Consider the following 23,073-nt stretch of genomic DNA (forward strand, 5'->3'; position numbering starts at 1 on the left):
CCTCTTTTGATGATTATCGTGTGTACATAAACTTGCGGAGCAAAATCATGAAAACCATTCTGATCACCGGGGCCTCATCCGGTATTGGCGCGGCAACCGCCCGGCATTTCCAGGCGAACGGTTGGAATGTCGTTGCCACGATGCGCAACCCCGCGGGCAACACAGATCTTGGGGCTTTGGACAACGTGCATCTGACCCAACTGGATGTGACGGATACGGGCTCAATTGCAACGGCCGTGGGCGCTGGCATCGAACGGTTTGGGCAGATTGATGTTTTGCTGAACAATGCGGGTTACGGGGCCTACGGTGCGTTAGAGGCCTTTTCGATGGACCGCATCCGGCGTCAGTTCGACACCAACGTGCTCGGGTTGATGGAAGTGACCAAAGCCGTTCTGCCTCATTTCCGTCAGAACCGGTCAGGCACGGTTATAAATATCTCGTCCATCGGAGGACAGATCACCTTTCCACTTGGCGCGCTCTATCATGGCACCAAGTTCGCAGTGGAAGGGCTTTCTGAGGCGCTGCATTACGAGTTAGAGCCGCTTGGCATTCGCGTCCGAATTGTCCAGCCTGGAATGATCCGGACCAACTTTGGCGGCAGCTCCTTTGATTTTGCGATGGATGAGAACCTGCCGGATTACGCACCAATGGCCGAAGCCATGGGGCGCCTGTTTGGCAAGCTGGCCGCAAACCCGTCTGAACCAGAAACGGTCGCGCAGGTCATTTGGGATGCGGCCAACGAGACCGGAAACCGCCTGCGTTTTCGCGCCGGGCCTGATGCCGAAGAACTGCTCGACGCCCGCAAACAACAGGATGACGAGACGTTCATTGGTAGTCTTAAGCAAAAGATGGCGCCCTGAAGAACCGTTGAGTCATTCATAGAAAAAGGGATGCTCCATGTACCGCAAAGCAATTGATAAAGGTGGCCTGGCCGTTGTAACCGGGGCCGCAAACGGTGTCGGTAAAGCTGCGGCCCAACGATTTACTCAGGACGGTCTGGGGGTTGTGCTGGTTGATCTGGCAGGTGAGGCCTTGGACAGAGCCGAGGCGGAATTGCGCGATCAGGCTGGGGCGTCCGCAATTGTTCAGGCGGTTCCAACGGATGTCACCGACGCCACTGCTGTGAACGCCTTGGCAGATCAAGCCTTTGCGCTCGGCGAGGTGGCTGTCCTGATGAACAATGCCGGTATCGCGGTGCCGTCCGGCAGCTGGGAAAACGCGGAAAACTGGCGCAAACTGTTAGAGGTCAACCTTTTTGGCGTCATGAATGGCGTGCATGCTTTCCTGCCGCGCATGATCAAGGTGGCGCGTCCGGCTGTGGTGATCAACACCGGGTCTAAACAGGGCATCACCACACCGCCCGGAAACCCCGCTTACAATACCAGCAAAGCTGCCGTGAAGGTCATGACTGAAATGCTGGCGCATGATTTGCGGCAGGCCGAAGCGGATATCACCGCCCATCTGTTTGTGCCGGGATTTACCTATACTGGTATGATTGAGAAATTCATGCCGGAAAAACCTGCCTCAGCTTGGACAAGTGAAGAGGCAATTGACTATCTGCTGAGGCACATGTCGGACGGGGATTTCTATATTCTTTGCCCCGACAATGATGTGTCAGAAGAGCGCGATCGCAAACGCGTTGAATGGGCCGTAGGCGATATCATCAACAATCGCCCGGCTCTTTCGCGCTGGCATCCCGACTATGTGGATGCCTTCGCGGCGCACGAGGCTTCGGAATAGCCGGTCCCAAAGAGCGGTCAAGCATAGAGCCAGTGAATCAGTTGACCAAACAACAAGGCTTACACCACTTCTAAATTCCTAACGGACGTTTATGCCAAGCGCAGCATTGGTCGAAATGGGCTCGTACCTGTCCTCGGATGCGACGCGGCATCGGCATGATCTTTTACGCCCGGCGATCCAACCACGGCCCAGAGCCGACCTTGGGCACCCTCTCCGTATGCTGCGATCGCAATTTACCTAGCTGCCGTTCGCTGCAGTGCGGCAAAGCCATTGATCAATATTGGCTTTCTAAGCGCAACAATGGCGCTTATGGCCGACTTAAGGCAATTTGCCACTCTGGGAGTTTTTGTCTCTGTCTGACTGACATAGCCAGAGAAAAACTCAATTCCTCTGCCCTTTGAAGAGATTTACCCGCTTGGCCGCTTGAGGCTGAACAGCTCTGTCACGCGCGCATAGTCCTGGTAGCCCAATCGTGCCAAGGGTTGGAACTTGGTAACATCGAAGATGCCATTGATCAGATATTTCTCGTTGAGGTGAATGCCTGTGACTTCACCAAAGGCTACGATATTGGAGCTGCCAGGCAGGTCGACGACCTTGGTCAGTTTACACTCCATACTCGCAGGGGCGTGGGCCACACGTGAACAGGGGATCGTTTCGCATTCGGTGCGTTCGAGCCCTGCGAGGTCAAATTCATCGATATTGCGGCTCGCCGACAATGAGGTCTTGTTCATCGCGTCGCGCATTTCGTGCCCGACTACGTTGACACAGAACACCTCGGTATCGATCACGTTTCCGATGGAGTCTTTACCGCGTTGGCGGTCCTCTTTGCCGGCCGTCGATGCAAACATGACCTGCGGAGGGGAATAAGAAACACCGTTAAAGAACGAATAGGGTGCGAGGTTTTCCAACCCATCGATCCCTCGAGTGGATATCCAGCCGATCGGTCTTGGTGTGATGAGCGCGTTGAAGGGATTGTGCGGCAGACCGTGGCCGTTTTGCGGTTCGTAAAACATGGGTCGACCCTTGGGGAGCGGAAGCCTCGCCTTTAAGAGGCTCCCGGTGATTAGACTGCTAAGGCAACTACGTCGGGGTTCATGCTGTAGGTGCCGATATGGGAGACTTTTGCTAGGACATGACCTTTCATGGCCGCCAGCGCGTCTGCCCCGGTAAAGGGTCCGTGTAGATCCAGCTGGTTGATGTCCAATGCATAGACAATAAAGTGGTAGTGGTGGATGATGCTGTCGTTCCAAGGCGGGCATGGGCCATCGTAGCCGCCGTATTTCCCGCCCATTTCATCATCGCCAGCAAACCAGTCTGTGTAGCTGTTGATCCCCGTTGTACCATAGGAACGCTGGCCTGCGGTTTTGCCTTTGGCCGTGACACCTAAACTGTCGGCACCTTCTGGAATCTCGGACACATTTGCAGGGATGTTCACCACGACCCAGTGATAGAAATCCACTCGTGGCAGATCGGCTGGAACTGTTTTTCCCTCTTGATTCACATCCTCTCCAGATGATGGAACATCTGGGTCATGGCAAGTGATGGCGAAGGACTTTGTGCCTTCAGGTGCGTTGCTCCACGCGATTGAAGGGTTTACGTTTCTCGACAATGCGAAGCGACCTTTGGTCGGAATTCGTCCAAAGGCGAACTTAGCGGGTATCGGTGAGCCATTGGCAAAGCTGTTGATTGTAATTTTCATGGGTGTTCTCCGTGAGGAAACGTCACGCCCCGGTGCCAACCCGAGGCGCAAGTGGCTAACGATTGTAGACGGCTGTGATGGTGGAAGAGGCCAGGCTGTTGGCGTTCACCATGAACCCGGCCAGTGCATTGCTGACGGAGTCGTCCAACTCCAAAGTGGTGCCGAGAGCATGGACAGTGAAGTTGTAGCGGTGCACCTCACCCGGCGGCGGGCAAGCACCGCCAAAGCCTTCTGCGCCATAGTCGTTAGTCAGTTCCACAGCACCTGCGGGGACCGCCGCACCGCTGGGCAGCTCATTTACATCCGCCGGAATGTTGAAAGCGAACCAGTGCCACCAGCCGGAGCCGGTTGGCGCGTCTGGATCATAGACAGTGACTGCGAAACTTTCGGTGCCCTCAGGCGCACCGGACCAGGTCAGTGTCGGGGCAATGTTGCGGCCTTCACAGCCGAAGCCCTGGAAAACCTGGGCTGCGTCAAGCTGGGTGCCTTCTGCAATATGGGGGCTGGTCAGTCGGAAGGTGTCCGCCACAACAGGGGACGTCAGACCACTTGCGACCCACAGAGTTGCAAGAAGAGATGTGCGTAGCATTGTTCAGTTCCTTTCCTGAACTTTCGTGTTGTCGATGGAACTAAATTAGACACCACGCAAAGACGCTACCTCCGGCAGCTACGCAACTAATGTCGAAATTCGATCAACCTTTCGCGGAACGGATGTCTTTTGGCCTAATCCCGAACCTATTTTGGAATGCGTCCGAAAAATGAGATGGCGTTTTGAAACCGCAATCCATTGCGATTGCAGAGATTTGGCTGTCTGTAGTTTGCAGCAGGCTCAACCCTCGTTCTAATCGCGTGTGCAATAGAATCTTTGCAAACCCCTGACCTGTTTTTGACAGCCATCGTCGCATGGTGGCTTCGCTCATCGCGAAATGGTTAGCGATTTCCGCCGCCATCCAAGGATGGCTAAGGTCCGTTTCGATCAAGCGGCGGACTTGACTGATTGGATCGTCTTCAACTTGTGTCGGCAGATTGAAACCCTGTGCGCGTAGCCAGAGTAAAGGCTCTAATAGTCGATGCTGTTTGATTATTTCCGGAAGCGAAGCGTTTTTCAGCGTATCGGTGATCAAGCTGAGGATATCAGATGGGTTGTGCTCTGAAGCTCTAACAATTTGGACGCCCCTTTCAGCCTGCGTTTTGGGCACATCAGAGAAAACGCCATCCACCAGATCGTGAGAAAAGCAGACTCCCAAAGCGCGGTAGGTTTCATTCATGACTGGCCGGTTTTCCATGGTGACCAAGGCGCCCGGTGGAAAGATCATCAAATCCCCTTCTTCGCCAAGCATTTCGCCTTGGGTCGGGTGCAGAACGTATTTGCTGCCGCGTTGAATAAAGAACAGGAAAGTCAGCCGAAAATAGAGTTCCGTAAACGTTGCTGTTGTCGCTTGAGTAATCGGATAGATGGATACCTGATGCGACACTTCTAAAGCTTCAGTTTTCGGTTCACGGTTCACGATTTGGTCTCGCTTGGAAATACGCTGCCCCACGAGGGAGCAGCGCAGAGAACTTCAGGCCACTTCTTGCAAGGACGCTTTCATACCGTTTGACAGCAAGGCACCACCGCCCGGCGCAACTTCAGTCAAATCCAAACGACGTAATATTTGGCGCGTCGTTGCAACGGCGGCTGACAGAGTTGGAAGGCCGGACGCACGTTCAATCATTTCGATTGATGGGAGCGATGGCATTTGGACGCAGGCAGATGCAACAATGGCATCGACACCGCGCGTATCAAGCTTGCGCCAAAGCTCCGCAGGAGCTGTTGGGTCTTGTGATGCAACTTTGAGGTTGTCCGGGATTTCCAGTGCAAGGAAGTCCTGTACCTCGATCCCCTCGTTCTCGATATAATCCACCACCATTTTCGTGAGTGGTTTCATATACGGGCAGATGATCGAAACCTTTTTGATCCCAATATCCTTCATTCCATCGATGAGCGCGCCCGCTGAGTTCAGGACAGGAGTCGGGCATCCATTGTCGACGGTCGCTTGATTGAGTTTGACTTCGGATCTTCGGTGATAGCCCAACCCCATGGACATAATCGCAACCAAACACGCATAGGCCTGCACTTCGACTGCCGCGTCAGACAATTCGACCGCACAACGCAAGCTGTCCGCGTCCATCGCTTCAAGTTCTTCCTTCACCACGCTTTTCATCCGCATTCGGGACGAATGGAACGTGAAACGATCGGGCAGGATCGTCTCCCGCGCTTTCAGAAGCGCCGGAATTTCCGTTTCCATTGTGACGTTAGAACTAGGAACAATCAGGCCAACGCGGCGGTACTTTGTAGCAAAAGACATGGTCTTTCCTTTCACGAGATAGGGTTAGAGCGCGGGGCCCATGACGGCTTCGGGCAACCAGGTTGCGATGCCCGGAAAGACGCAAAGTAAGATGATTGCGATCAACATGCAGGCAACGAAAGGGAGGGAACCGGTCAGGATCGTCTTCAACGAAATATCCGGGGCGATACCGTTGATGACATACAGATTCAGGCCAACGGGTGGAGAGATCAGCCCGATTTCCATGTTGATCGTCAGGATTACGGCAAACCAGATCGGATCAAAGCCAGCAGTCGTGATGATTGGCAACAAGATCGGAGCCGCCATCAGGATCACTGCGACCGGAGGAAGGAAGAAGCCCGCAATGATCAGGAAGATGTTCACTGCGATCATCAAGACCCAAGGGTTCACATCCAGCGTCCCGATCCAGGTCGCAATGCTTTGCGTGATGAAAAGGCTCGACAACATGTAAGAGAACACGCCAGCCGCTGCGATGATGAACAGGATCATCACGCTTTCCTTGGTGCTGTCCTGCAGGATCATCCAGATTTTGCGGATATCCCAAAGCTTGTAGATGACGATGGCCACGACGAGGCACAGGATCGCGCCAACTGCTGCCGTTTCCGACGGGGTCGCGACGCCGCCGTACATGGTGTAAAGAACGCCGATGATGATGGCGACGAACGGCACAACACGCGGCAGAACTTCGAACTTTTGTCTCCAGGAATAGCTGCGCGCGGTCAGCAGTGCGGTATCGCCGGATCGCCAGGTCGCGTAAAGCGACCAAACCATAAAGAGCCCCACCAAAAGCAGGCCAGGAAAGACACCTGCCAGGAACAGGCGACCAATCGAGGTCTCGGTAGCGATCCCGTAGACGATCATAGTAACCGAAGGCGGGATCAGGATGCCCAGCGTACCACCCGCCGCGATAGAACCCGTCGCGATCCCTTCCGGGTAGCCGCGTTTGCGCATTTCTGGAATGCCCATCTTACCAATCGCAGCGCATGTTGCGGGGCTCGAACCAGACATTGCAGCGAACAATGCGCAGGCACCCAGGTTCGAGACCACCAACCCGCCGGGGACGCGCGTGAGCCATCTTTCGAGTGCTTCATACAGGTCCGCGCCTGCTCGCGTTGATGCAATTGATGCCCCCATGATGATGAACATCGGGATCGAGAGAAGCGCAAAGCTATCGAGCTTTCCAAAGAAAATCTCCGGCATCAGTTCCAATGATCGAATGCCATCAAAGACCAACAAGAAACCAGCAGAGACGATCATCAAGCCTATGGCAACAGACACACCAGAGAAAAGAACAAGGATAGTGCACACGCCAACAAGGGCGCCAAGGATGAGGGGGTCCATCGTTATGCTTCCAGTCCAAACGGGGTTTCTGATTTTGTGATAAGGGCGACGAGGTCGGCAAAGAGTTGCAAAAGCAACAAACCGAAGCCGACAGGTAGCGACAGATACGGGATCCACAGCGGAACGGCTGTGACCGTGTCGGATGTCCAACCACGCTTGTAGGCAAAGTGCCAATACTCGTACCCGTAGAACAGAAGCACCGCCGTGATGATGATGGACAAACTGAGGGTCAGAACTGCAAGGCCAAACCGAGCACGCCCCCGCAGTGCCAATGGGATCAAATCAACATTGACGTGCCCCCGCTGATATTGAACGAATGGCAACCCGACCAAAGTTGCGGCGATGACGAGGTAGACGACGATCTCTGTTTGCCACACAGTCGATCCATTCAGGACAAATCGAACAAAGATCATCTGACAAGTCAGAACGACAGCTGTCAGGATCATTAAAGCAGAGCACCAACCGGCGGCGCTTGAAACTTTGTGGATAGATCGAACGATTTGATTGTCACTTGTCGTTCGAACAATTGCTGCAGGGGCGTGTCCGGACATGGCGGGCGTCCTTTGCTTTCGTGAAAAGGTTGTCCGAGGCGCATTGGCCCCGGACGCAACAGGGCTATTCGACGGCCAAAGCGAGATCCAAAAGCTGCTGACCGCCAGGAACTTCGGCAACAAAAGTGGCATATGACGTCTCTTGTGCGAGCGTTTGCCAATCTTGGAAGTCCTCAGCGGTCATTTCTGCGATTTCGACACCAGCTGCGCTGAAGACCTCAACCGATTTCGCGTCCTGAAGCTTCGCCTGCTCGAGGTAATACGCCTCTGCTTTCTCTGCTGCGGCGAGGAGTGCAGCCTGTTGCTCATCCGACAAGCTTTCAAACTTGGATTTGTTCATCAAAAGCGGCTGATACAGGAACCAAAGCGCGATGTCGGAGGCCGGCGTATAACACGCAACCTGCTCGAAAATCCGGTAGGACACAAACGAGGAAGATGATGTGTTTGCTGCATCCAAAACACCCGTCTGCATGGCCGAATAGATTTCTGACGAGGCCATCGATGTGATCGACGCACCAGCCCCCACCAACATCTGCTCAAAAGATTTTCCAGCGGCACGGGTTTGCAGTCCTTCGACATCGGATGGATTGGTGATGCACTTGTCTTTACCGACAAAGCCGCCCGCCAGATAACCATGCACGAGAACCATCACGTCATCTTCAGCCATCTTTTCTTCGAGCGCTTCCATGAAGGGAGACTGGCTCAAACGCGCAGCATGATTGTGGTTCTTTACGAGACCCGGCATCAAAGTGAGGTTGAATGACGGTTGTTGCCCACCTGCATAGGATAGCGGGAAAACCGTCATATCAAGCTGGCCCCGTGACAGTGGCCGATACTGTTCGCGTGGCTTAAAGAGCGATTTGGACGGGAAGATCTTGATCTCAAGATCCACATCCGCGGCGGCGACTTCATCAGCAACGATTTGAGCGACCTCATGTCTGACATCTGCGGTCGACCATTGGTGAGACAGACGCAGTTCTTCCGCCTGCGCGCTGACTGCCAAAAGCGCCAAACCCAGCGTGGTTGATCGTGCAAAGTTTTTCATCGTGATTCCTCCTTGTGGATTATTACATGGCTTATATGTATACATATAGCAACTAAAAAAATCCTGTTGATGCTTTTTTGTATGGAATTGGAATCCGGCGCACTGTATGAAAATGTTGGAAAGGAGCCGCCATGCCGCGTGCATCAGATAGGCTTATCGAGCAGATAAAAAATGAGATTTTCAGTGGGTTACTGAAACCTGGCGATCAATTGGAAGAAGCTGAACTGTCAAAAAGATTTGGCGTCAGCCGCACTCCAATACGTGAAGCGATTAGGTCAATGGTGGATGGCGGGTTTCTAGAAACGAGGCCTCGCAAAGGCGCTATGGTTCGAGTTTTAACTGCGAAAGAACTGAACGATTTGTTCGAAGTTGCCGCGGAATTGGAAGGGATGGCGGCGCGTTTAGCCAGTGAGTCTTTGACGCTTTCACACAAGAAGTCGATCCAAGAAGGCTTGCAACAATGCAAGGACGCAGCTGCGAAAGAAGACCCGACCGCCTACGCCGCTGCAAACCTCGTATTTCACGCAGCCATTCACCGAGCAGCCGGAAACGAATGGTTGATCGATCAACTGGAGCGACTTCAAGCTCGCATAAACGTCTACCGGCTGTTGCCATATGAAGTTGTCGGTCGGCTGGAAAAATCGGTCGAAGAGCATGAGCAGATTGCCGACGCGATCTTCAACAAGGATGGAGCAACTGCGAACACTTTGATGCGCGATCACATCATGCTGCAAGGCGCACGATTGCCAAGTTTGCTTAAAGCCTTGGAATAGTCACCTTCGATTTCGTTTTTCTCGTTTCTAGTCGGCAAGCGGCACGGCGACGCGGATAGTAGCGTCTTGGGGACACATTGCCAAAATCAGCGAAGGGCGGCTTATTTCTCTCTTTGGAGTTGTTTTTTCCTAAGCACTCTATTCGGTGTGATGCGCTTGTCACTGACCTAAGGGCCGACGCAGCATCTTATTCGCGCACTGATGTCGCTCTAGTTGAGACGCACTTGATCAAAAATTCGAAAACCATCAATGCATATTTAGAAAACCCCAAATTACCATTCCACGAAAGCGGGTATTTTTGAGCGATTGTGGGCACATGTTCGTTTCTGCGCCGCCGGCGGCCGCGGCGTCAGATTTCGTGGATAAGAGGAGGTGTCGCTCATCACACAAGGTACAACAGGAATGCCTCAATCTGTGTAGGCGCTTTTGGTGCGGCGGTTCCGAGACATTAGCTGTTTCTCGCCCACCAATTGAGCAAATTCTAAGGACACGTTGTACGATGGTTTAAAAACAACACCGTCGACCCTAGAGGCGATAGTGGTTGGTGGTTCAGCCCAAAGATTTTGAGCGATTTTTCTAGAAGTCCACGCGATCTCCGCCTTTCAAATCCAAGATCTCCCTGGCCTCATCGGGCGTTGCAACCTGACTACCTAGCTCTTCTACAATTCGTCGAATTTTAGCGACTTGCTGAGCATTGCTTTCGGCCAGCTTTCCGCGCGAGATAAACAAGCTGTCTTCTAGGCCAACGCGAATATTACCGCCCATCTGGCTTGCAGTTGTGGCAAGCGACATTTGTGCGCCGCCCGCTCCCAGAACCGACCAGCGGTAATCATCGCCGAATAGCCGATCTGCCGTGCGTTTCATGAAGATCAGGTTGTCGACCTCAGGTCCCATACCACCTAGGATTCCAAAGATGAACTGAATGAAAATAGGTGCTTTGAACAACCCGATAGCCGTGCAGAATTTCAGGTTATACAAGTGGCCGACATCGTAGCATTCATGTTCGAATTTGATGTCATGCGGCGCGAGCGTTTCTGCCACTTCGCGAATGTCCCGGAACGTATTGCGAAAGATGTTCTGGTCGGAGTTTGCGACATAGTCCTTCTCCCAATCAAACTTCCAATCTTCATCGCCATACCGGTTGGCCAATGGGTGAAACGAGAAGTTCATCGAACCCATATTCATCGAGCACATTTCGGGGCTGAAGGTTTTAGCCGGATTGATCCGGTCCTGAATGGAGAGAGTCAGCGATCCTCCGGTCGATAGGTTCACAACCGCGTCTGTCGCCTGTTTTATGCGCGGCAGGAATGGCGCGAAGTCATTAGGGTCGACCGATGGTGAGCCGTCCTCAGGGTTGCGCGCATGCAGGTGTAGGATCGACGCTCCTGCCTCGGCGGCGTCGATCGCCTGCCGTGCGATGTCGTCGTATGTGTACGGTAGCGCATCCGACATGGTGGGCGTGTGGATCGCCCCTGTTACGGCGCATGTGATAATCGTTTTTTTCTGACGGACCATTGGTTCAGTTTTCCTTGGATTGTCCGATGTGCTTAACGCGATAGCCCAGCGGGAAAAGTTGCAGTTCATAGCGGCTACGGATCACGCCCCAGATGCCTTTTGGCGCCTTGAGCATGACGACAATCGCAACGACGCCGAGAACAATAAGGTAAGTTGTTCCGAGGTCGGCCAGCGTTTCGCGCAGCGCAAAGAAGACGAGTGTGCCGATGATTGGCCCTTCGATGGTGCCGATACCGCCGATTACGACGATGAAGATGACGAAGGCGGTCCAGTCATTGACGCTGTACGCAGCATCCGGCGATATGCGTAGCTTTTGCAAAAAGATCAGAGCGCCGATCATTGCCGTAAACGCCGACGTGACAACGTACACGATGAACTTCGTGCGCCAGATATCGATGCCGAGGCTACCGGCTGCCAACTCGTTGTCGCGAATTGCCGTCAGCGCCAACCCTTGGCGCGAGCGCAGGAAGAGATACACGGCAGTCACCACCAGCACAGCTGCTCCGAGCGCCAGCCAATAACTAAGCGCCTCTCGCATCGCGCGCCCGGACGCCAGAGATTTGACGATGGCGACGGGTAGCGAAGATCCGGATCCCCCGCCAAGCGCTGAGATTTGCGCGAAACTCAACCGAAAGACTTCTGCGATAACCCAGGTGCCAATGGCAAAATATGCGCCCCTAAGCCTGAAGATCAGAACAGCAACCGGGATCGAGATCAAAGCCCCCAGCGCACCTGCGGCTGCGATTGCAACCAGTGGGTGCAAACCGCCCAGCATCGTAAGCGCAAAAAGCATATAGCCGCCGAAGCCAACATAGGCTTGCTGACCAACCGAGACGAGGCCGGCGTAGCCCGCCATGAGGTTCCAAAGGGTGGCAAGGGACAGATAGAGAAACAGCTCTCCCATCAAGCGCATGTCGGCGCGGCCTGCCCACCAGGGCGCTGCAATCAGAACAAGCAGAGCAATTGCGGTTAGGATCGCAGCAATTCTGGCAGCTTTTGATGATCGAGAAACAGAGTAGTCCTGCAGGTTCATCCGGAAACCCTCGGGAAGAGGCCGTTCGGACGAACGGCAAGAATGACAAGGAAAGCGATATGGCCGGCTAGCACTTGCCAGCCCGGATCAATCTTGGCTCCGATGGTTTGCGCGACGCCAAGGATAACACCGCCAATCAGCGTGCCCCAAAGATTGCCCAGGCCACCGATGATTACAGCCTCAAAGCCAAAGATAAGGCGGCCTCCGCCAATGGAAGGATCAAAGCTTGTCCGAATGCCGAGCAGGATACCGGCGATTGCTGTCACACCCAAGGCCAACGCCATCGCCAACCCAAAGATGTGCCGACGATTGAGACCCATAAGCTGTGCGATGTCTTGATTGTCGGAAACCGCTCGAAATGCGCGACCAAGTGCGGTGTGATAGAAAGTCCATTGCAGCCCCCAAATCACAGCGATCGCAATCCCGAAGGTCAGCAGCGGCAATTTCCCGAGGGTCGCACCGCCTATCGCGACGCTGGCTGTTTCCAGAGCACCGGCATTCAATGTTTGCGGGTCGGCTGTGTAGACCTCCAGCAACCCGTTCTGGATAATTACACTCAGCCCGAAGGTCACAAGCAGCGGTGGAAGGATATCGTCGCCCAGAGTTTGGTTCAGCAGGCCGCGTTGCAGGGCATACCCGATCAACGCCATAGCGGGCACCACGATCACCAGCGCGGCCATCGGGTGCATCCCCGTCGCGGTCGTTACCGTCAGCCCGAGATACGCGGCCAACACAATCAGATCGCCATGGGCAATATTGACAAGCCGCATGACCCCAAAGATCAGCGACAGACCGGCGGCAAACAACGCGTATAGCCCACCCAGCAAAGTTCCCTGCACGATAGCGTTCAGCCATTCCATATTATTCGATCCCGAAATACGCGCGCGAAATGTCTTCGCGCGAAACGGTGTCAGACGCGCTTTCCAGCGAAACGCGCCCCTCCTGTAGGCAATAGACCCGGCTCGAGACCGACAGTGCCTTGGTGATGTCCTGTTCGACGATGATCGCGCTCATGCCCTTGCCGATGATGCCGGGCAGCGCCTCATAGATGTCTTTGATGATGATCGGTGCCAGCCCCAGGCTAATTTCGTCGAACAGGATCAGATCTGGATTGGCCATCAATGCGCGCCCGATGGCGACCATCTGCTGCTGACCGCCTGAAAGCGATGTTGATGCCTGATCTTTGCGCTCTTCGAGGATCGGAAACAGATCATAGACAGCTTTCAGATCCCAAGGGCCTGAGCGACCAACTTGAGCCCCGATCATCAGGTTTTCTTTGACTGACAACGATGGGAATAACTGGCGACCTTCCGGAACCATGGCGAGGCCAAGTTCTGCAACCTCGTCCGCGCGAAGTCGGCTGATCTCCTGACCCCGGTAGTGAATCTGATCCGGTCCGTTCGTCAGCAGCCCTGTGATAGAACGCATTAGGGTCGTCTTGCCTGCGCCGTTCGCACCAATGATTGCAAGAACTTCGCCTTCGCCAACGTCCAGTTCGACATCGTACAGCGCTTGGAAGTCGCCATAGTGCGCGTTCAACCCGCGTGTCTGCAGAATTGGATCAGGCATCGGCTTCGATCCCCAGATAGATTTCTTTGACTTCAGTGCTTTCCATGATTGCCTGCGGCTCGCCCTCGGCGATCTTCTTTCCGAAGTCGATGACGATCAGACGATCCACGACGGCCAGCAGGGCGTGCACAACATGTTCGATCCAGATGATGGTGACTCCAGAGGCGTGGATGTCCTTGATGGTTTGGACCAGTGACTTGCACTCGGCTTCGGTCAAACCACCGGCAATCTCATCCAGCAACAGCAGTTTGGGCTTGGCGCAAAGCGCACGTGTTAGTTCCAGGCGTTTGCGCTCCAGCAAAGTCAGGCTACCGGCAAGAACGTTTGCCTTGGGCAGCAGTTCTGTTTGGTCCAGAACCTCCAGACAAAAGTTTTCGGCCTGGTGTCCATGCATGCCAGCTGATTGCGTGGCGGCGATCATCGCGTTTTCGAAAACAGTCATGCCCGAAAACGGCTGCGGGACCTGAAAAGAACGCGCGATGCCTGCATGGCTGCGCTTTGCCGCGCTCCATTTGGTGACGTTCTGCCCACTGAATTCTATCACCCCGGAATTGGACTTGAGCGTCCCAGTGATCAAGTTGAACATCGAGGTTTTGCCAGCGCCGTTGGGGCCTATTACCCCGAGTGCCTCGCCTTGCTGGACCTCATAGCTCATGGCATCGGCGACAGTGACTGCGCCAAATGCCTTGCTCAGGTCTTGGAGTCTCAAGATTGTCGTCATGTTTCTCTCGGATGGAGGGTTCGGCGCCAAGATCGGCGCCGAACGTCTGGTCAGCCCAGCAGTTTCATGTCTGCCGTGACCGGAACTTCGAGCGCGGTGCTGTTTGCAACGATTTGCAACTCATACCCATCGCCGGACTTCTGCCACTGACCGCCGACCAGCGGAGTTTTGCTGACGTTGTTCATCGGCCCATCACCCCAGTTCACCGGCCCGACAATTGTGTTCAGGTTGGTGGAGGTGATTGCCGAAATGATCGAAGAATGGTCTTCCAGATCATCCGCCCGCTTGATGACATCCGCGACGACCTCGAACAGCGCGTGTTTAAAGCCGAGCGGTTGCGTCCATGGACGGCCCGACGTTGCCGTGTAACCTTCTGCCAGATCTTTCGAAGAAATGCCTGTGAGTGAAGACGAGAACGGATGATGCGGTGACCACCAGACCTCGGTCGATAGCCCGTCACCACGGTCGCCCAGCGATTCAATGACCGATGGGAACAGAAGTGCCTTGCCAATGGTCACGACCTTCGGGTTGAACCCTTGCTGGGCGGCTTGGCTCCAGAACGTAGCGAAATCAGGTGGGATCATATTGCCAGTGACGATTTCGCATCCAGCAGCCTTGAACGCTGCGATCTGGTTTGAGAAATCGTCGGATAGTGGCTGATAGCGACCGGGATCTGTCAGCGTGTACCCGGCGGCAGCGAGCGGTTTAGGCATGCCCAGCTCCGCATCACCCCAAGCATTACCGTCGGCATCGTTGGGGAAAAGACCGCCAACAGTCTTGGTCACGCCAGTCTTGTCCCACATGTCGAGGAACGCTGCGATCACATCCTCAAGCCCCCAGAAGAAGTGATAGGTCGTCTCAAAACCCTCACCCGGAACACCATTGCGGCCAAAGAAATAGGGCTGCCAAGGGCAGTCGGTCGTGATGCAGGGAACTTCGTTGATCTCTGCCTGATCAGCAACAGGGTTCACCGTGTCCGGCGTTGAAGCGGCCACGATGATATCGACCTCATCGCCCAAGATCAGGTCAGCGGCGACCTCGGCTGCGCGGTTGGGGTTGGACTGGCTGTCTTTTGAAATGATCTCGACGTTCCAAGTCTTTCCATTGTTGTCCAACCCGGCCGAAAAGACCTGCTGTATGGCTTGAAGCACATACTCGTCGGCCTCAGCGAAACCGGCTAATGGACCGGTACGTGGACTGACATTGCCAATCCTTAGCGTCGGGTTTGCCGCATAAGCACGCGTTGCCCGGAGGATGGCCGGAGCAGCGATTGCCGCCGTAGCCCCGGCCATAAAACCGCGCCTTGTGGCCGTCTTAAAAGTCTTTGTCATTGCGTCCTCCCTTCACCGGCCTCCCGCCAGTGCTTGATTGATCTTACAAAATCTTCTCGAGATTTTTCAGATGTTTCGCGACACGTTGGCGAACCTGATCTGCTTCGCCCTCGGCCCATTTCCTGAAACCTTCGCCTGATTTCATGCCAAGCTTACCTGCATCGACAAGCGACTTGAGATAAGATGAAGGTCCCTTGTGCGCTTCGAGATCGTGCAGTACGTTTTCGTGGATATCGAGGGTCAGGTCGGTACCCACCAAATCCGCGTTTTCCAATGGACCGAGAACCGCCAATCGCCGCCCAAAGCTGGACTTGATCACAGTATCAACAGCTTCCGCGTCGCAAATACCGTTTTCCACCAGACTGACCGCTTCGCGCCACAACGCATGTTGAAGACGATTGCCAATAAAGCCGGGCACGTCCTTCTCGACCATCACCGGAGTTTTTCCAGCATCCTTCAACAGATCGAACATCGTCTGTGCAATCTCAGGGTCTGTCCATTCCGTCTTGATGACTTCGACCAACGGGATCATGTGTGGGGGGTTCCACCAATGTGTTCCGAGGGCCCGGTTTTTCAGCCGCAGCCCAGACATGATCTGAGTGATCGGCATGACCGATGTATTTGATGCGAGAATGCAGGTCTCTGGTGCGTGCGCTTCAATCTCAGCAAAAATCGTTTGCTTAAGCTCCAGTTTTTCGGGCGCGGCTTCGAATACAGCATCGGCATTTTGAACCGCACCTTCAGTCGTCGCGAAGATCTCAATCATCTTGAGAGTCTTTGTGATTGTAACCTCGTCGTCCCCCATCGCGGCCATGCTGGCGCGGATGCGGTCAGACACGCTGGCTCGTGCCTCCTCAAAGGGATCTGTGATGGCCACATACTGGCCTGCATTCGCCAAAGTCAGGGCAATACCATGACCCATCAGGCCTGCACCAATTACCGCTATTTGCTGCTTCTTGCGCACCATTCTTTATCCCGCCGTATATCCGCCGTCGGCATGAAGGATATGCCCGGTGTAAAAATCAGAGGCGCGTGAGGCGAGAAACAGGAGCGGACCGGCAAGGTCTTCAGGCTCACCCAGTCGTCCTTTGGGAACACGGGTCAGGAAGCCATCGCGCACTGCCTTCGCATCGTCGGTGTCTTCAAACATCCAAGCCGTCAAAGGTGAACGGAATACCGTCGGCGCGATCGCGTTGACGGTAATCCCTGTTGGACCCAGCTCACATCCCAAGGCTTTGGTTATCCCGTTCACGGCAGCCTTTGACGCGCAATACGCCGTGTAGCCAGCAGGGTGTCCAAGGATGCTGCGCGCAGAACTGACGAAAATGATCTTGCCATATTCGCTTTGCTTCATGTGTGCCGCCGCCGCGCGCGCCAAAAGCCAACTCTGGTTCACATTGGCGTCCATCACTGCGTCAAAGGTTTCCGGCGCCATGTCGTTGATCGGTGCAACTTTGTTCATGCCGGACGCGACAACGAGAATGTCAAGCTTACCAAAGTTGTTAACGGCTTCGTCGACCAATGCGCCACAGGACGCTTCATCAGTCGGGCGCATATTTATTGCAACTACGGTCGCACCAAGCGCCTCGCACTCTTTGGCAATCTCGTCGAGCGCGTCCTGATTGCCCGCAGCCAAAACCAGATTGCACCCGGCACCAGCAAGAACGCGCGCAGCAACCATGCCAAACGCGCCGGATGCTCCGGTGATCAGTGCGACGTTGTCTGTTACGTCAAACATCTTGAGTGGATCAGACATTCTTTTTGTCCTTAGTTTTCTCGTGGATATGGAATGACCACCAGCATTTTGCATATGTGGTTGGCGCGGTTCTCAATTTTGCGCACTTCGTCCGCTGCGATCGTGCAGCTGTCCATGGGTCCAAGAGTGGATTCGGCACCATCAACGATGACGGTCATTTCGCCTTCCAGAACGACGTAGACTTTCTCAAAAGGCGTAGAGTCCGGCCCTGCGCCACCGCCTGGTAGGAACTGGCTGAAGCCGATCCACTGATTTGCCGGCCCGCCTTTCTCAAACCCCTGCAGACGAAGCCCATGACACCCAAAATGGTTCGGTGCTTCGTAGGGTTGGGCGTCTTGAAAGCGCTTCAGATGCATGTCCGTCTCCGCTCAAGGTTATTGGCGGCCACCGGCGAACCGGCGACCGGTCCGTGAGTGTTCAGAAATTTTCGCCAGCTTCGATGCGGTAGGACTGGTTCTTGTCGATCATCGCAACCAATCGGATAATGCAGCCGTCGCCACGGTCCCAATTCCAAGGGAAGAACGCGAAGGTGCACCGCTTGCCGGTCACCGCATCCAAATCACCACCGACATTTTCAATTCCGAGAATACCCTTGGAGAACAGCATGTTGTGCACTGGCTCCCACTCGGGGAAATCAACCTCCCACGGTGTCCCGCCTGACCACTCAATATACTCTTTCTCAAGATGAGGCATGATCGGACCGTTTCGCTGCGGACCAATGGCAGTTGCCAGCGGGTGATCGTTCGCCTGGGTATCGTGGCCAACGACTTTAACACCTTTTTCGATCATCCACTCAGCAGCGGAAGGAACGAGACCCGGGCAGTAAGCAAAGTAGTCGCCATCTTCATACTGCTTGTGCCAGCCGGTGTTGATGATCAGTACGTCGCCTTTGCGGATGGCATGACCGCAGGCCTTTTCCAGATCATCTCCGGTGATTTGCTCCCATTTCTTTTTGGGTACGGAAACCACCAGCCCCGAGCCAAAAAAATGGGGAAGCGGGACCTCGTCGATAAACGGCGTTCCCTGAACAACATGCGCTGGCGCATCAATATGCGTAGTTACGTGCATCGTCGTGGTAATCGTCTGAGACAACACGCCGGACTTGGCCATATAGTGCTTTCGGTCGATCTGGACGTCCTTGAAATAGGGCCAGTTGGGGCACTGAAACCCGTATCTGTGGCTCAGGTTGTAAAACTCAAGCCCCATGTCATTGTCGGTGTTTGCCTGAAACTCAATGCCACGGATTTCGACCATTGGGCATATCTCCTCTGTTCGCCGGCACGCGGCGGTGTTCGCTTTTCAATTGTCTGGGTGGCCTCCCCACCTGTCCCGTATGATGATGCATACGCACCGCATTATGGTCAACTAAAAACTCACTATACGGTTGACTTGCACCGCATTGTGATACAACACTAAAAATCGCCAGGCATCTCGAGCCACGATGCCAAGACAGAATGGGGTAGGTTAAATGTCTGAAAAAGCGGATAAAGGTGGTATTCAGGTCATTTCCAGAGCGGCCTCGATTTTGCGTGTTCTAAAAGAAAACCAATCCGGAATGAGCTTGGGAAAAATCGCCGAGCGTGTTGACCTGCCCCGCTCTACGGTACAGAGAATCACAAGTGCACTTGCTGAAGAAAAACTTGTCATAGCAGATGCAAATGGAGGTGGCCTGAGGCTCGGCCCCGAACTAAGCGCTCTCGCAGGCGCCGCGCAGTACAGCATCGTCGAACACTGCCGACTGCTTTTGACGGAGCTGACCCAAAAGACCGGGGAAACCACAGACCTCGCTGTGATGCGTGGGATTGGTATGGTTTTTCTAGATCAAGTTCCGGGCGTTTACCGTTTGACTACGGTCTCGCAAGTAGGAGAGGTTTTTCCACTGACCACCACTGCAAACGGGAAAGCTTGTCTCGCTCAACTCGATGAACGAGATGCAACAAAGCTTATTCAGAACGAATGGGAACGGAATGGTATCCAAAGGAATTTGGATGAGTTCCTTTCCGAACTGGACAAGGTCCGCGAACATGGCCTTGCCTATGATTTGGATGAGCATTCTGCTGGTGTATCGGCGATCGGATTTTCTTTCGTCGACTGGGTCGGAGACCTGCACGCAATCTCAATTCCAGTGCCAACGACGCGATTTGCGCGACAAAGAACAACCATCGAAAAAGCGCTTCTTGAAACAGCCGCCAATATCCAACTGACATTTCGCTGAAGGTCCGCTTTCGTATTTCTTCACAGCTACTTGCTGCATCGGCAGCGAATGTCTGGTTTCCGCCGATTCTGTGGAAAAACAACGCGTTGCGAGTGCAGAAAGTGGTGCTCTGAACGGAGCGCAAGCGCCTTTCTGGTCAGGCTTTTTGTGTTTGCTGCGGTGCGGGAAAGATCTTCGCCAATTTGCGGAGGTTTTGGGCGGTCGCGGCGAGGAGGAATTCGTCATTGGCACCACATGGTCCGCGTAATCGGAGCCGTCCCAGGCCTAGGATGCGCTTGAGGTAGGCAAAGAGCATCTCAACTTTCTTTCTGAGCTTCATCGCAATCTGGTATTCTTCGGTTTTGGCCAGATCTCTGGCGACCTGGCGCGCATCTTCTTGCTCTTCGCGGGTGATCTTCCGTGCATCGGCATTCGGGCAGCATTTGGGCTTGGATGGACATACCTGGCAGACTTCTTTCAAGGCGCGATAGCGGGCTGTGCCCTTGCCCGCCGGCCCCCGGTTCGGGTCTGAGTAGTTCCTGCGGAACTGTTTAAGCGCGTGACCCTCTGGGCAGATATATTGGTCGTTCTCCGCATCCCAGTCGAAGTCTGTGCGCGTCCAGGTCCCGTCGGGGCGACCGGCCTTGTCGATCACAGGGATGTAGGGATCAATCTTGCGATCCACCAGCCAGCCGAGCATCGGGCCGGAGCCGTAGGCGGTATCGGCAATCATCCAGTCTGGGACCATGCCGAACTTGTCCCTTACGCGGTCCAGCATGGTTTTGGTGGATCCGACCTCGGCCTGCCTGATTGACCGGGTCGCCTCGACGTCGATGATCACGCCGTGATCCATGTTGATCAAATAATTGTCGGAATAGCTGAAAAACGCAGGACCTTTACGAGCAGCCGTCCACCGGCTGGCCGGATCGGAATGGGAGGTGAACTTTGGCTACACCTCGCTGGCCGCACCAAATACGGCCTCGTCCAGCGTGTCGAGATACTCACGCACGGCACGGGGCGCATCTGCCGGATCAATGGCCGACGCGTCCCAATCTTCCTTCGGCGTCGAGTTCTGTTTGTTGGCATCGACTGCCATGCGCTGGCCGCTGACCAGACCTTCCGCGATGCAGCGCGCGACGGTCATCTCAAACAGATGCCGCAGCAACTCGCTCTCGCGGAAACGCCCGTGCCGGTTCTTGGAAAACGTCGAATGATCGGGAACACGGTCGTTCAGATCCAGACGGCAAAACCAACGATATGCAAGGTTCAGATGTACCTCCTCGCAGAGCCGCCGCTCCGACCGGATGCCAAAACAGTAGCCCACCAGCAGCATGCGGATCAGCAACTCCGGATCGACCGATGGACGACCGGTGTGGCTGTAGAAAACCGCGAGATGGGCGCGGATGCCACCAAGATCGACAAAGCGATCAATCGACCGAAACAGGTGATCTTGAGGAATGTGGTCATCCAACGAGAACTCATAGAACAGCGACGATTGCGCTTCCTGTCTCGCTCCCAACATTGCTTAATCCTCCCCCAATTTGGAAGAATTGAATCAGCAGCTCATGCATCGATCAAGGAATAGTTTTTCAACAAAATACGCCCAACTCTGTCAGCATCAACCATCTGAGGACTGCTCCAATTTCAACCAATATCGCGTGTAGCGACGCTCCCCGGTTCGGGACAAGGCACCTCTTTCGACCAGTTCCTGCAGATCCCGGGTTGCAGTCGCTCTCGAGGTTCTGGTGATCGCCAGGTAATTTTCAGCGCTCAAACCACCTTTGAAACCGTCGGGCCCTTCTCGAAATATCCGCTCGATAACTTTGGCTTGCCGGTCATTTAACTGCGCGCGATGGCGATCATAGAAATGCGCCTTTGCAATAAAGAAACCGACACGTTCCAACGTCACCTGTTGCGCAGACAACACCGTTTCAGCGAACCACTCGAGCCAAGTCGTGACATCCAATGTCTTCTGATGGCGTTCTAGTTGGTCGTAGTAGAGCTTTCTCTCCCACTCGATAGTGAAAGCGAGTGCAATCAGGCTTGGCTGCCCGATATTCTGTGCCAGCGACTTCTCGGCCAAGGCTCGACTAAGACGACCGTTTCCATCCTCAAAGGGGTGTATGCTTTCAAAGTAGAGGTGGCTGAGGCCAGCGCGCGTCAATGCCGGAAGTGGGTGTTCAGAGTCGGGAGATGACTTGTTGAACCAATCAACAAAGCGGTCCATCTCACCTTGAATGCGCACAGACGGTGGCGCTTCGAAATGTACCGTTGGACGATCATAGCTGCCTGAAACGATTTGCATCGCGTCCTCATGCCGCCGGTAAGTCCCAATTGATTCCAGATTTCGATCATGGGACAGCAACATACTATGCCATCGGAATAGGGTCTCGTCCGTCAACACTTCAGCATAATTTGAATACACATCTACCATCATCTCAGCGACGCCGTGTTCCCGTGGCATTGCCGGATAGATGTCGGTTGACAATCCAAGCTGACGACGAAGAGAGGACTGGACGCTGCGCCGGTCCAGCATTTCGCCTTCAATGGCACTGGTTTTCATGGCCTCATCGCTAAGCAAGTCGATGCGGAGTTGTTCCCGCTCAGAGGGGCTGACATGAAGCACAGCACCTAGAATCTCACCGGAAGAGAGCAAGAACTTCTCCTCTAGGGGTGCGATCTTTGACGCGTCATACCGGAATTCCGGCCATTCAGGTATCTGCCAGTTCCAAGGCATGAGGCATAGAAACCTTTTCTATAACTCGAATATTAAGCCATTGTGAGCTATAGAAGTCAATTCTATGGCTCACACTCGTTGGATTAATGGAGTGAGCTAATAGAAATTCCCCGGTGGCGGTCTACAATCCCACCCTGCCCTTCATAATAAGCTTTAGTTGCGACGGGTGTCCCAGGTTTTGTCCAAGCTATCTTTCGTATTCAAACGCGTCTGGTTCGAGCTCTTCCCAAAACGCGAAGATCGCGGATGAATTCAAACCCGACCTCCACCCATGCGCACGAAAGTGTTCGCGATCCAGATCGTCAGTCAGACCGGATAGAAATAGCCTTTTGTCGGCGTCGCGCTGCGTTGGGTTTCGCCGCGAAACCAGCTCTTCGACGACGGCCAGTTTCCGCGCCCGTTCAGAGCGCTCTGCCGCACGGGCTTTATATGCCTGATCTTCGCGCGCCTGGGTCTCTTCCCGTTTCCGGACCGCTTCAAGTGTTTCGGGGCTGGGTTCAGCGGGTTCCGGTTTGTCTGGCATCCTGTAGTCTTCGCGCAATGCAGCAGACAGATACAGGTTGCTGTCGATGGCTTCGTTCCGTCATTGTTCCTCGTAACGCCCAAATACGCACGCTCGGGCCAGTTGGGCCCTGTTGCAGATTATGATTTCAGCTGGATGTGGTACGAGCTGGACCTGTCAGACCACCGAAAATGACAGATAGCCTGGACAATCGAGCC

24 protein-coding genes and 1 pseudogene are annotated in these 23,073 nt (G+C 54.4%); 4 read left to right on the forward strand and 21 right to left on the reverse strand.

All coding sequences use genetic code 11. The features are described from left to right. Positions 1-47: 47 nt before the first annotated feature. Together Q1B46_RS13405 and Q1B46_RS13410 are read left to right on the forward strand one after the other, a co-directional pair. Positions 48-860 carry an SDR family oxidoreductase gene (locus tag Q1B46_RS13405; protein WP_299665481.1) on the forward strand — a complete coding sequence of 271 codons (813 nt, stop codon included), beginning with the start codon at positions 48-50 and terminating at the stop codon, positions 858-860. A gap of 37 nt (positions 861-897) precedes the next feature. Continuing rightward, on the forward strand, positions 898-1,740 hold the full coding sequence (locus Q1B46_RS13410; RefSeq protein ID WP_299948750.1) for an SDR family NAD(P)-dependent oxidoreductase: 843 nt from the start codon (positions 898-900) through the stop codon (positions 1,738-1,740). Positions 1,741-2,147: 407 nt separating this feature from the next. Here Q1B46_RS13410 and Q1B46_RS13415 read toward each other — a convergent pair whose 3' ends face one another. The 8 genes from Q1B46_RS13415 to dctP all read right to left on the reverse strand — a co-directional run bounded on the left by Q1B46_RS13415 (position 2,148) and on the right by dctP (position 8,724). Next, positions 2,148-2,753 carry a flavin reductase family protein gene (locus tag Q1B46_RS13415; RefSeq protein WP_299948752.1) on the reverse strand — a complete coding sequence of 202 codons (606 nt, stop codon included), beginning with the start codon at positions 2,751-2,753 and terminating at the stop codon, positions 2,148-2,150. A gap of 50 nt (positions 2,754-2,803) precedes the next feature. Then, complete coding sequence (locus Q1B46_RS13420; RefSeq protein WP_299948754.1) at positions 2,804-3,439, reverse strand: YbhB/YbcL family Raf kinase inhibitor-like protein; 636 nt, start codon at positions 3,437-3,439, stop codon at positions 2,804-2,806. 55 nt (positions 3,440-3,494) lie between these two features. Continuing rightward, positions 3,495-4,028 carry a YbhB/YbcL family Raf kinase inhibitor-like protein gene (locus Q1B46_RS13425; RefSeq protein ID WP_299948756.1) on the reverse strand — a complete coding sequence of 178 codons (534 nt, stop codon included), beginning with the start codon at positions 4,026-4,028 and terminating at the stop codon, positions 3,495-3,497. A 103-nt stretch (positions 4,029-4,131) separates the two neighbouring features. Next, positions 4,132-4,947, reverse strand: a complete 816-nt coding sequence (locus Q1B46_RS13430) for an AraC family transcriptional regulator (RefSeq protein WP_299948758.1) — start codon at positions 4,945-4,947, stop codon at positions 4,132-4,134. A gap of 54 nt (positions 4,948-5,001) precedes the next feature. Beyond that, positions 5,002-5,787, reverse strand: a complete 786-nt coding sequence (locus Q1B46_RS13435; RefSeq protein ID WP_299948760.1) for an Asp/Glu racemase — start codon at positions 5,785-5,787, stop codon at positions 5,002-5,004. A 24-nt stretch (positions 5,788-5,811) separates the two neighbouring features. Continuing rightward, positions 5,812-7,128: a TRAP transporter large permease gene (locus Q1B46_RS13440; RefSeq protein WP_299948762.1), complete on the reverse strand. Its 1,317-nt coding sequence runs from the start codon at positions 7,126-7,128 to the stop codon at positions 5,812-5,814. A gap of 2 nt (positions 7,129-7,130) precedes the next feature. Continuing rightward, positions 7,131-7,679 (reverse strand): TRAP transporter small permease, encoded by a 549-nt coding sequence (locus Q1B46_RS13445; RefSeq protein WP_299948764.1) that lies wholly within the window; start codon positions 7,677-7,679, stop codon positions 7,131-7,133. 64 nt (positions 7,680-7,743) lie between these two features. Beyond that, the gene (gene dctP / locus Q1B46_RS13450; RefSeq protein ID WP_299948922.1) at positions 7,744-8,724 is read right to left on the reverse strand and encodes a TRAP transporter substrate-binding protein DctP; all 981 of its coding nucleotides are present in this window, start codon (positions 8,722-8,724) and stop codon (positions 7,744-7,746) included. 131 nt (positions 8,725-8,855) lie between these two features. Here dctP and Q1B46_RS13455 point away from each other — a divergent pair, with 131 nt between their 5' ends. Continuing rightward, entirely contained in the window at positions 8,856-9,497 is a 642-nt protein-coding gene (locus Q1B46_RS13455) for a GntR family transcriptional regulator (protein WP_299948766.1), read from the forward strand. A 576-nt stretch (positions 9,498-10,073) separates the two neighbouring features. Here Q1B46_RS13455 and Q1B46_RS13460 read toward each other — a convergent pair. The 10 genes from Q1B46_RS13460 to Q1B46_RS13505 form a co-directional block, all read right to left on the reverse strand. After that, positions 10,074-11,012, reverse strand: coding sequence for a 3-keto-5-aminohexanoate cleavage protein (locus tag Q1B46_RS13460; protein ID WP_299948768.1), 939 nt, complete (start codon positions 11,010-11,012; stop codon positions 10,074-10,076). Between the two features lie 4 nt (positions 11,013-11,016). After that, positions 11,017-12,045, reverse strand: a complete 1,029-nt coding sequence (locus tag Q1B46_RS13465) for a branched-chain amino acid ABC transporter permease (RefSeq protein WP_299948770.1) — start codon at positions 12,043-12,045, stop codon at positions 11,017-11,019. Continuing rightward, positions 12,042-12,905, reverse strand: a complete 864-nt coding sequence (locus tag Q1B46_RS13470; protein ID WP_299948772.1) for a branched-chain amino acid ABC transporter permease — start codon at positions 12,903-12,905, stop codon at positions 12,042-12,044. Before Q1B46_RS13470 ends, Q1B46_RS13465 begins: the two co-directional genes overlap by 4 nt. A 1-nt stretch (position 12,906) precedes the next feature. Beyond that, positions 12,907-13,614 (reverse strand): ABC transporter ATP-binding protein, encoded by a 708-nt coding sequence (locus Q1B46_RS13475; protein ID WP_299948774.1) that lies wholly within the window; start codon positions 13,612-13,614, stop codon positions 12,907-12,909. After that, positions 13,607-14,335 carry an ABC transporter ATP-binding protein gene (locus Q1B46_RS13480; RefSeq protein ID WP_299948776.1) on the reverse strand — a complete coding sequence of 243 codons (729 nt, stop codon included), beginning with the start codon at positions 14,333-14,335 and terminating at the stop codon, positions 13,607-13,609. The genes Q1B46_RS13475 and Q1B46_RS13480 overlap by 8 nt, the downstream gene beginning before the upstream one ends. Before the next feature lie 50 nt (positions 14,336-14,385). Beyond that, positions 14,386-15,666 carry an ABC transporter substrate-binding protein gene (locus Q1B46_RS13485; protein ID WP_299948778.1) on the reverse strand — a complete coding sequence of 427 codons (1,281 nt, stop codon included), beginning with the start codon at positions 15,664-15,666 and terminating at the stop codon, positions 14,386-14,388. 43 nt (positions 15,667-15,709) lie between these two features. Further along, positions 15,710-16,633, reverse strand: coding sequence for a 3-hydroxyacyl-CoA dehydrogenase NAD-binding domain-containing protein (locus Q1B46_RS13490; protein WP_299948780.1), 924 nt, complete (start codon positions 16,631-16,633; stop codon positions 15,710-15,712). Between the two features lie 3 nt (positions 16,634-16,636). Beyond that, a complete protein-coding gene (locus Q1B46_RS13495; protein WP_299948782.1) occupies positions 16,637-17,422 on the reverse strand; it encodes an SDR family oxidoreductase in 786 nt (261 codons plus the stop codon). A gap of 11 nt (positions 17,423-17,433) precedes the next feature. After that, entirely contained in the window at positions 17,434-17,778 is a 345-nt protein-coding gene (locus Q1B46_RS13500) for a cupin domain-containing protein (protein ID WP_299948784.1), read from the reverse strand. 61 nt (positions 17,779-17,839) lie between these two features. Further along, complete coding sequence (locus Q1B46_RS13505; protein ID WP_299948786.1) at positions 17,840-18,676, reverse strand: cyclase family protein; 837 nt, start codon at positions 18,674-18,676, stop codon at positions 17,840-17,842. Between the two features lie 214 nt (positions 18,677-18,890). On the opposite strand from Q1B46_RS13505, the gene Q1B46_RS13510 reads away from it, so the two are divergent. Then, positions 18,891-19,637: an IclR family transcriptional regulator gene (locus tag Q1B46_RS13510; protein WP_299948788.1), complete on the forward strand. Its 747-nt coding sequence runs from the start codon at positions 18,891-18,893 to the stop codon at positions 19,635-19,637. Between the two features lie 136 nt (positions 19,638-19,773). On the opposite strand, the pseudogene Q1B46_RS13515 reads toward Q1B46_RS13510, so the two are convergent. The 3 genes and pseudogenes from Q1B46_RS13515 to Q1B46_RS13525 form a co-directional block, all read right to left on the reverse strand. Then, positions 19,774-21,138 (reverse strand): annotated as a pseudogene (locus Q1B46_RS13515) (IS1182 family transposase). 96 nt (positions 21,139-21,234) lie between these two features. After that, positions 21,235-22,353, reverse strand: coding sequence for a Fic family protein (locus tag Q1B46_RS13520; protein ID WP_299948790.1), 1,119 nt, complete (start codon positions 22,351-22,353; stop codon positions 21,235-21,237). A 187-nt stretch (positions 22,354-22,540) separates the two neighbouring features. Then, the gene (locus Q1B46_RS13525; protein WP_366871536.1) at positions 22,541-22,876 is read right to left on the reverse strand and encodes a hypothetical protein; all 336 of its coding nucleotides are present in this window, start codon (positions 22,874-22,876) and stop codon (positions 22,541-22,543) included. Positions 22,877-23,073: the final 197 nt, after the last annotated feature.

Source organism: uncultured Ruegeria sp., assembly GCF_947500045.1.
Lineage (GTDB): Bacteria > Pseudomonadota > Alphaproteobacteria > Rhodobacterales > Rhodobacteraceae > Ruegeria.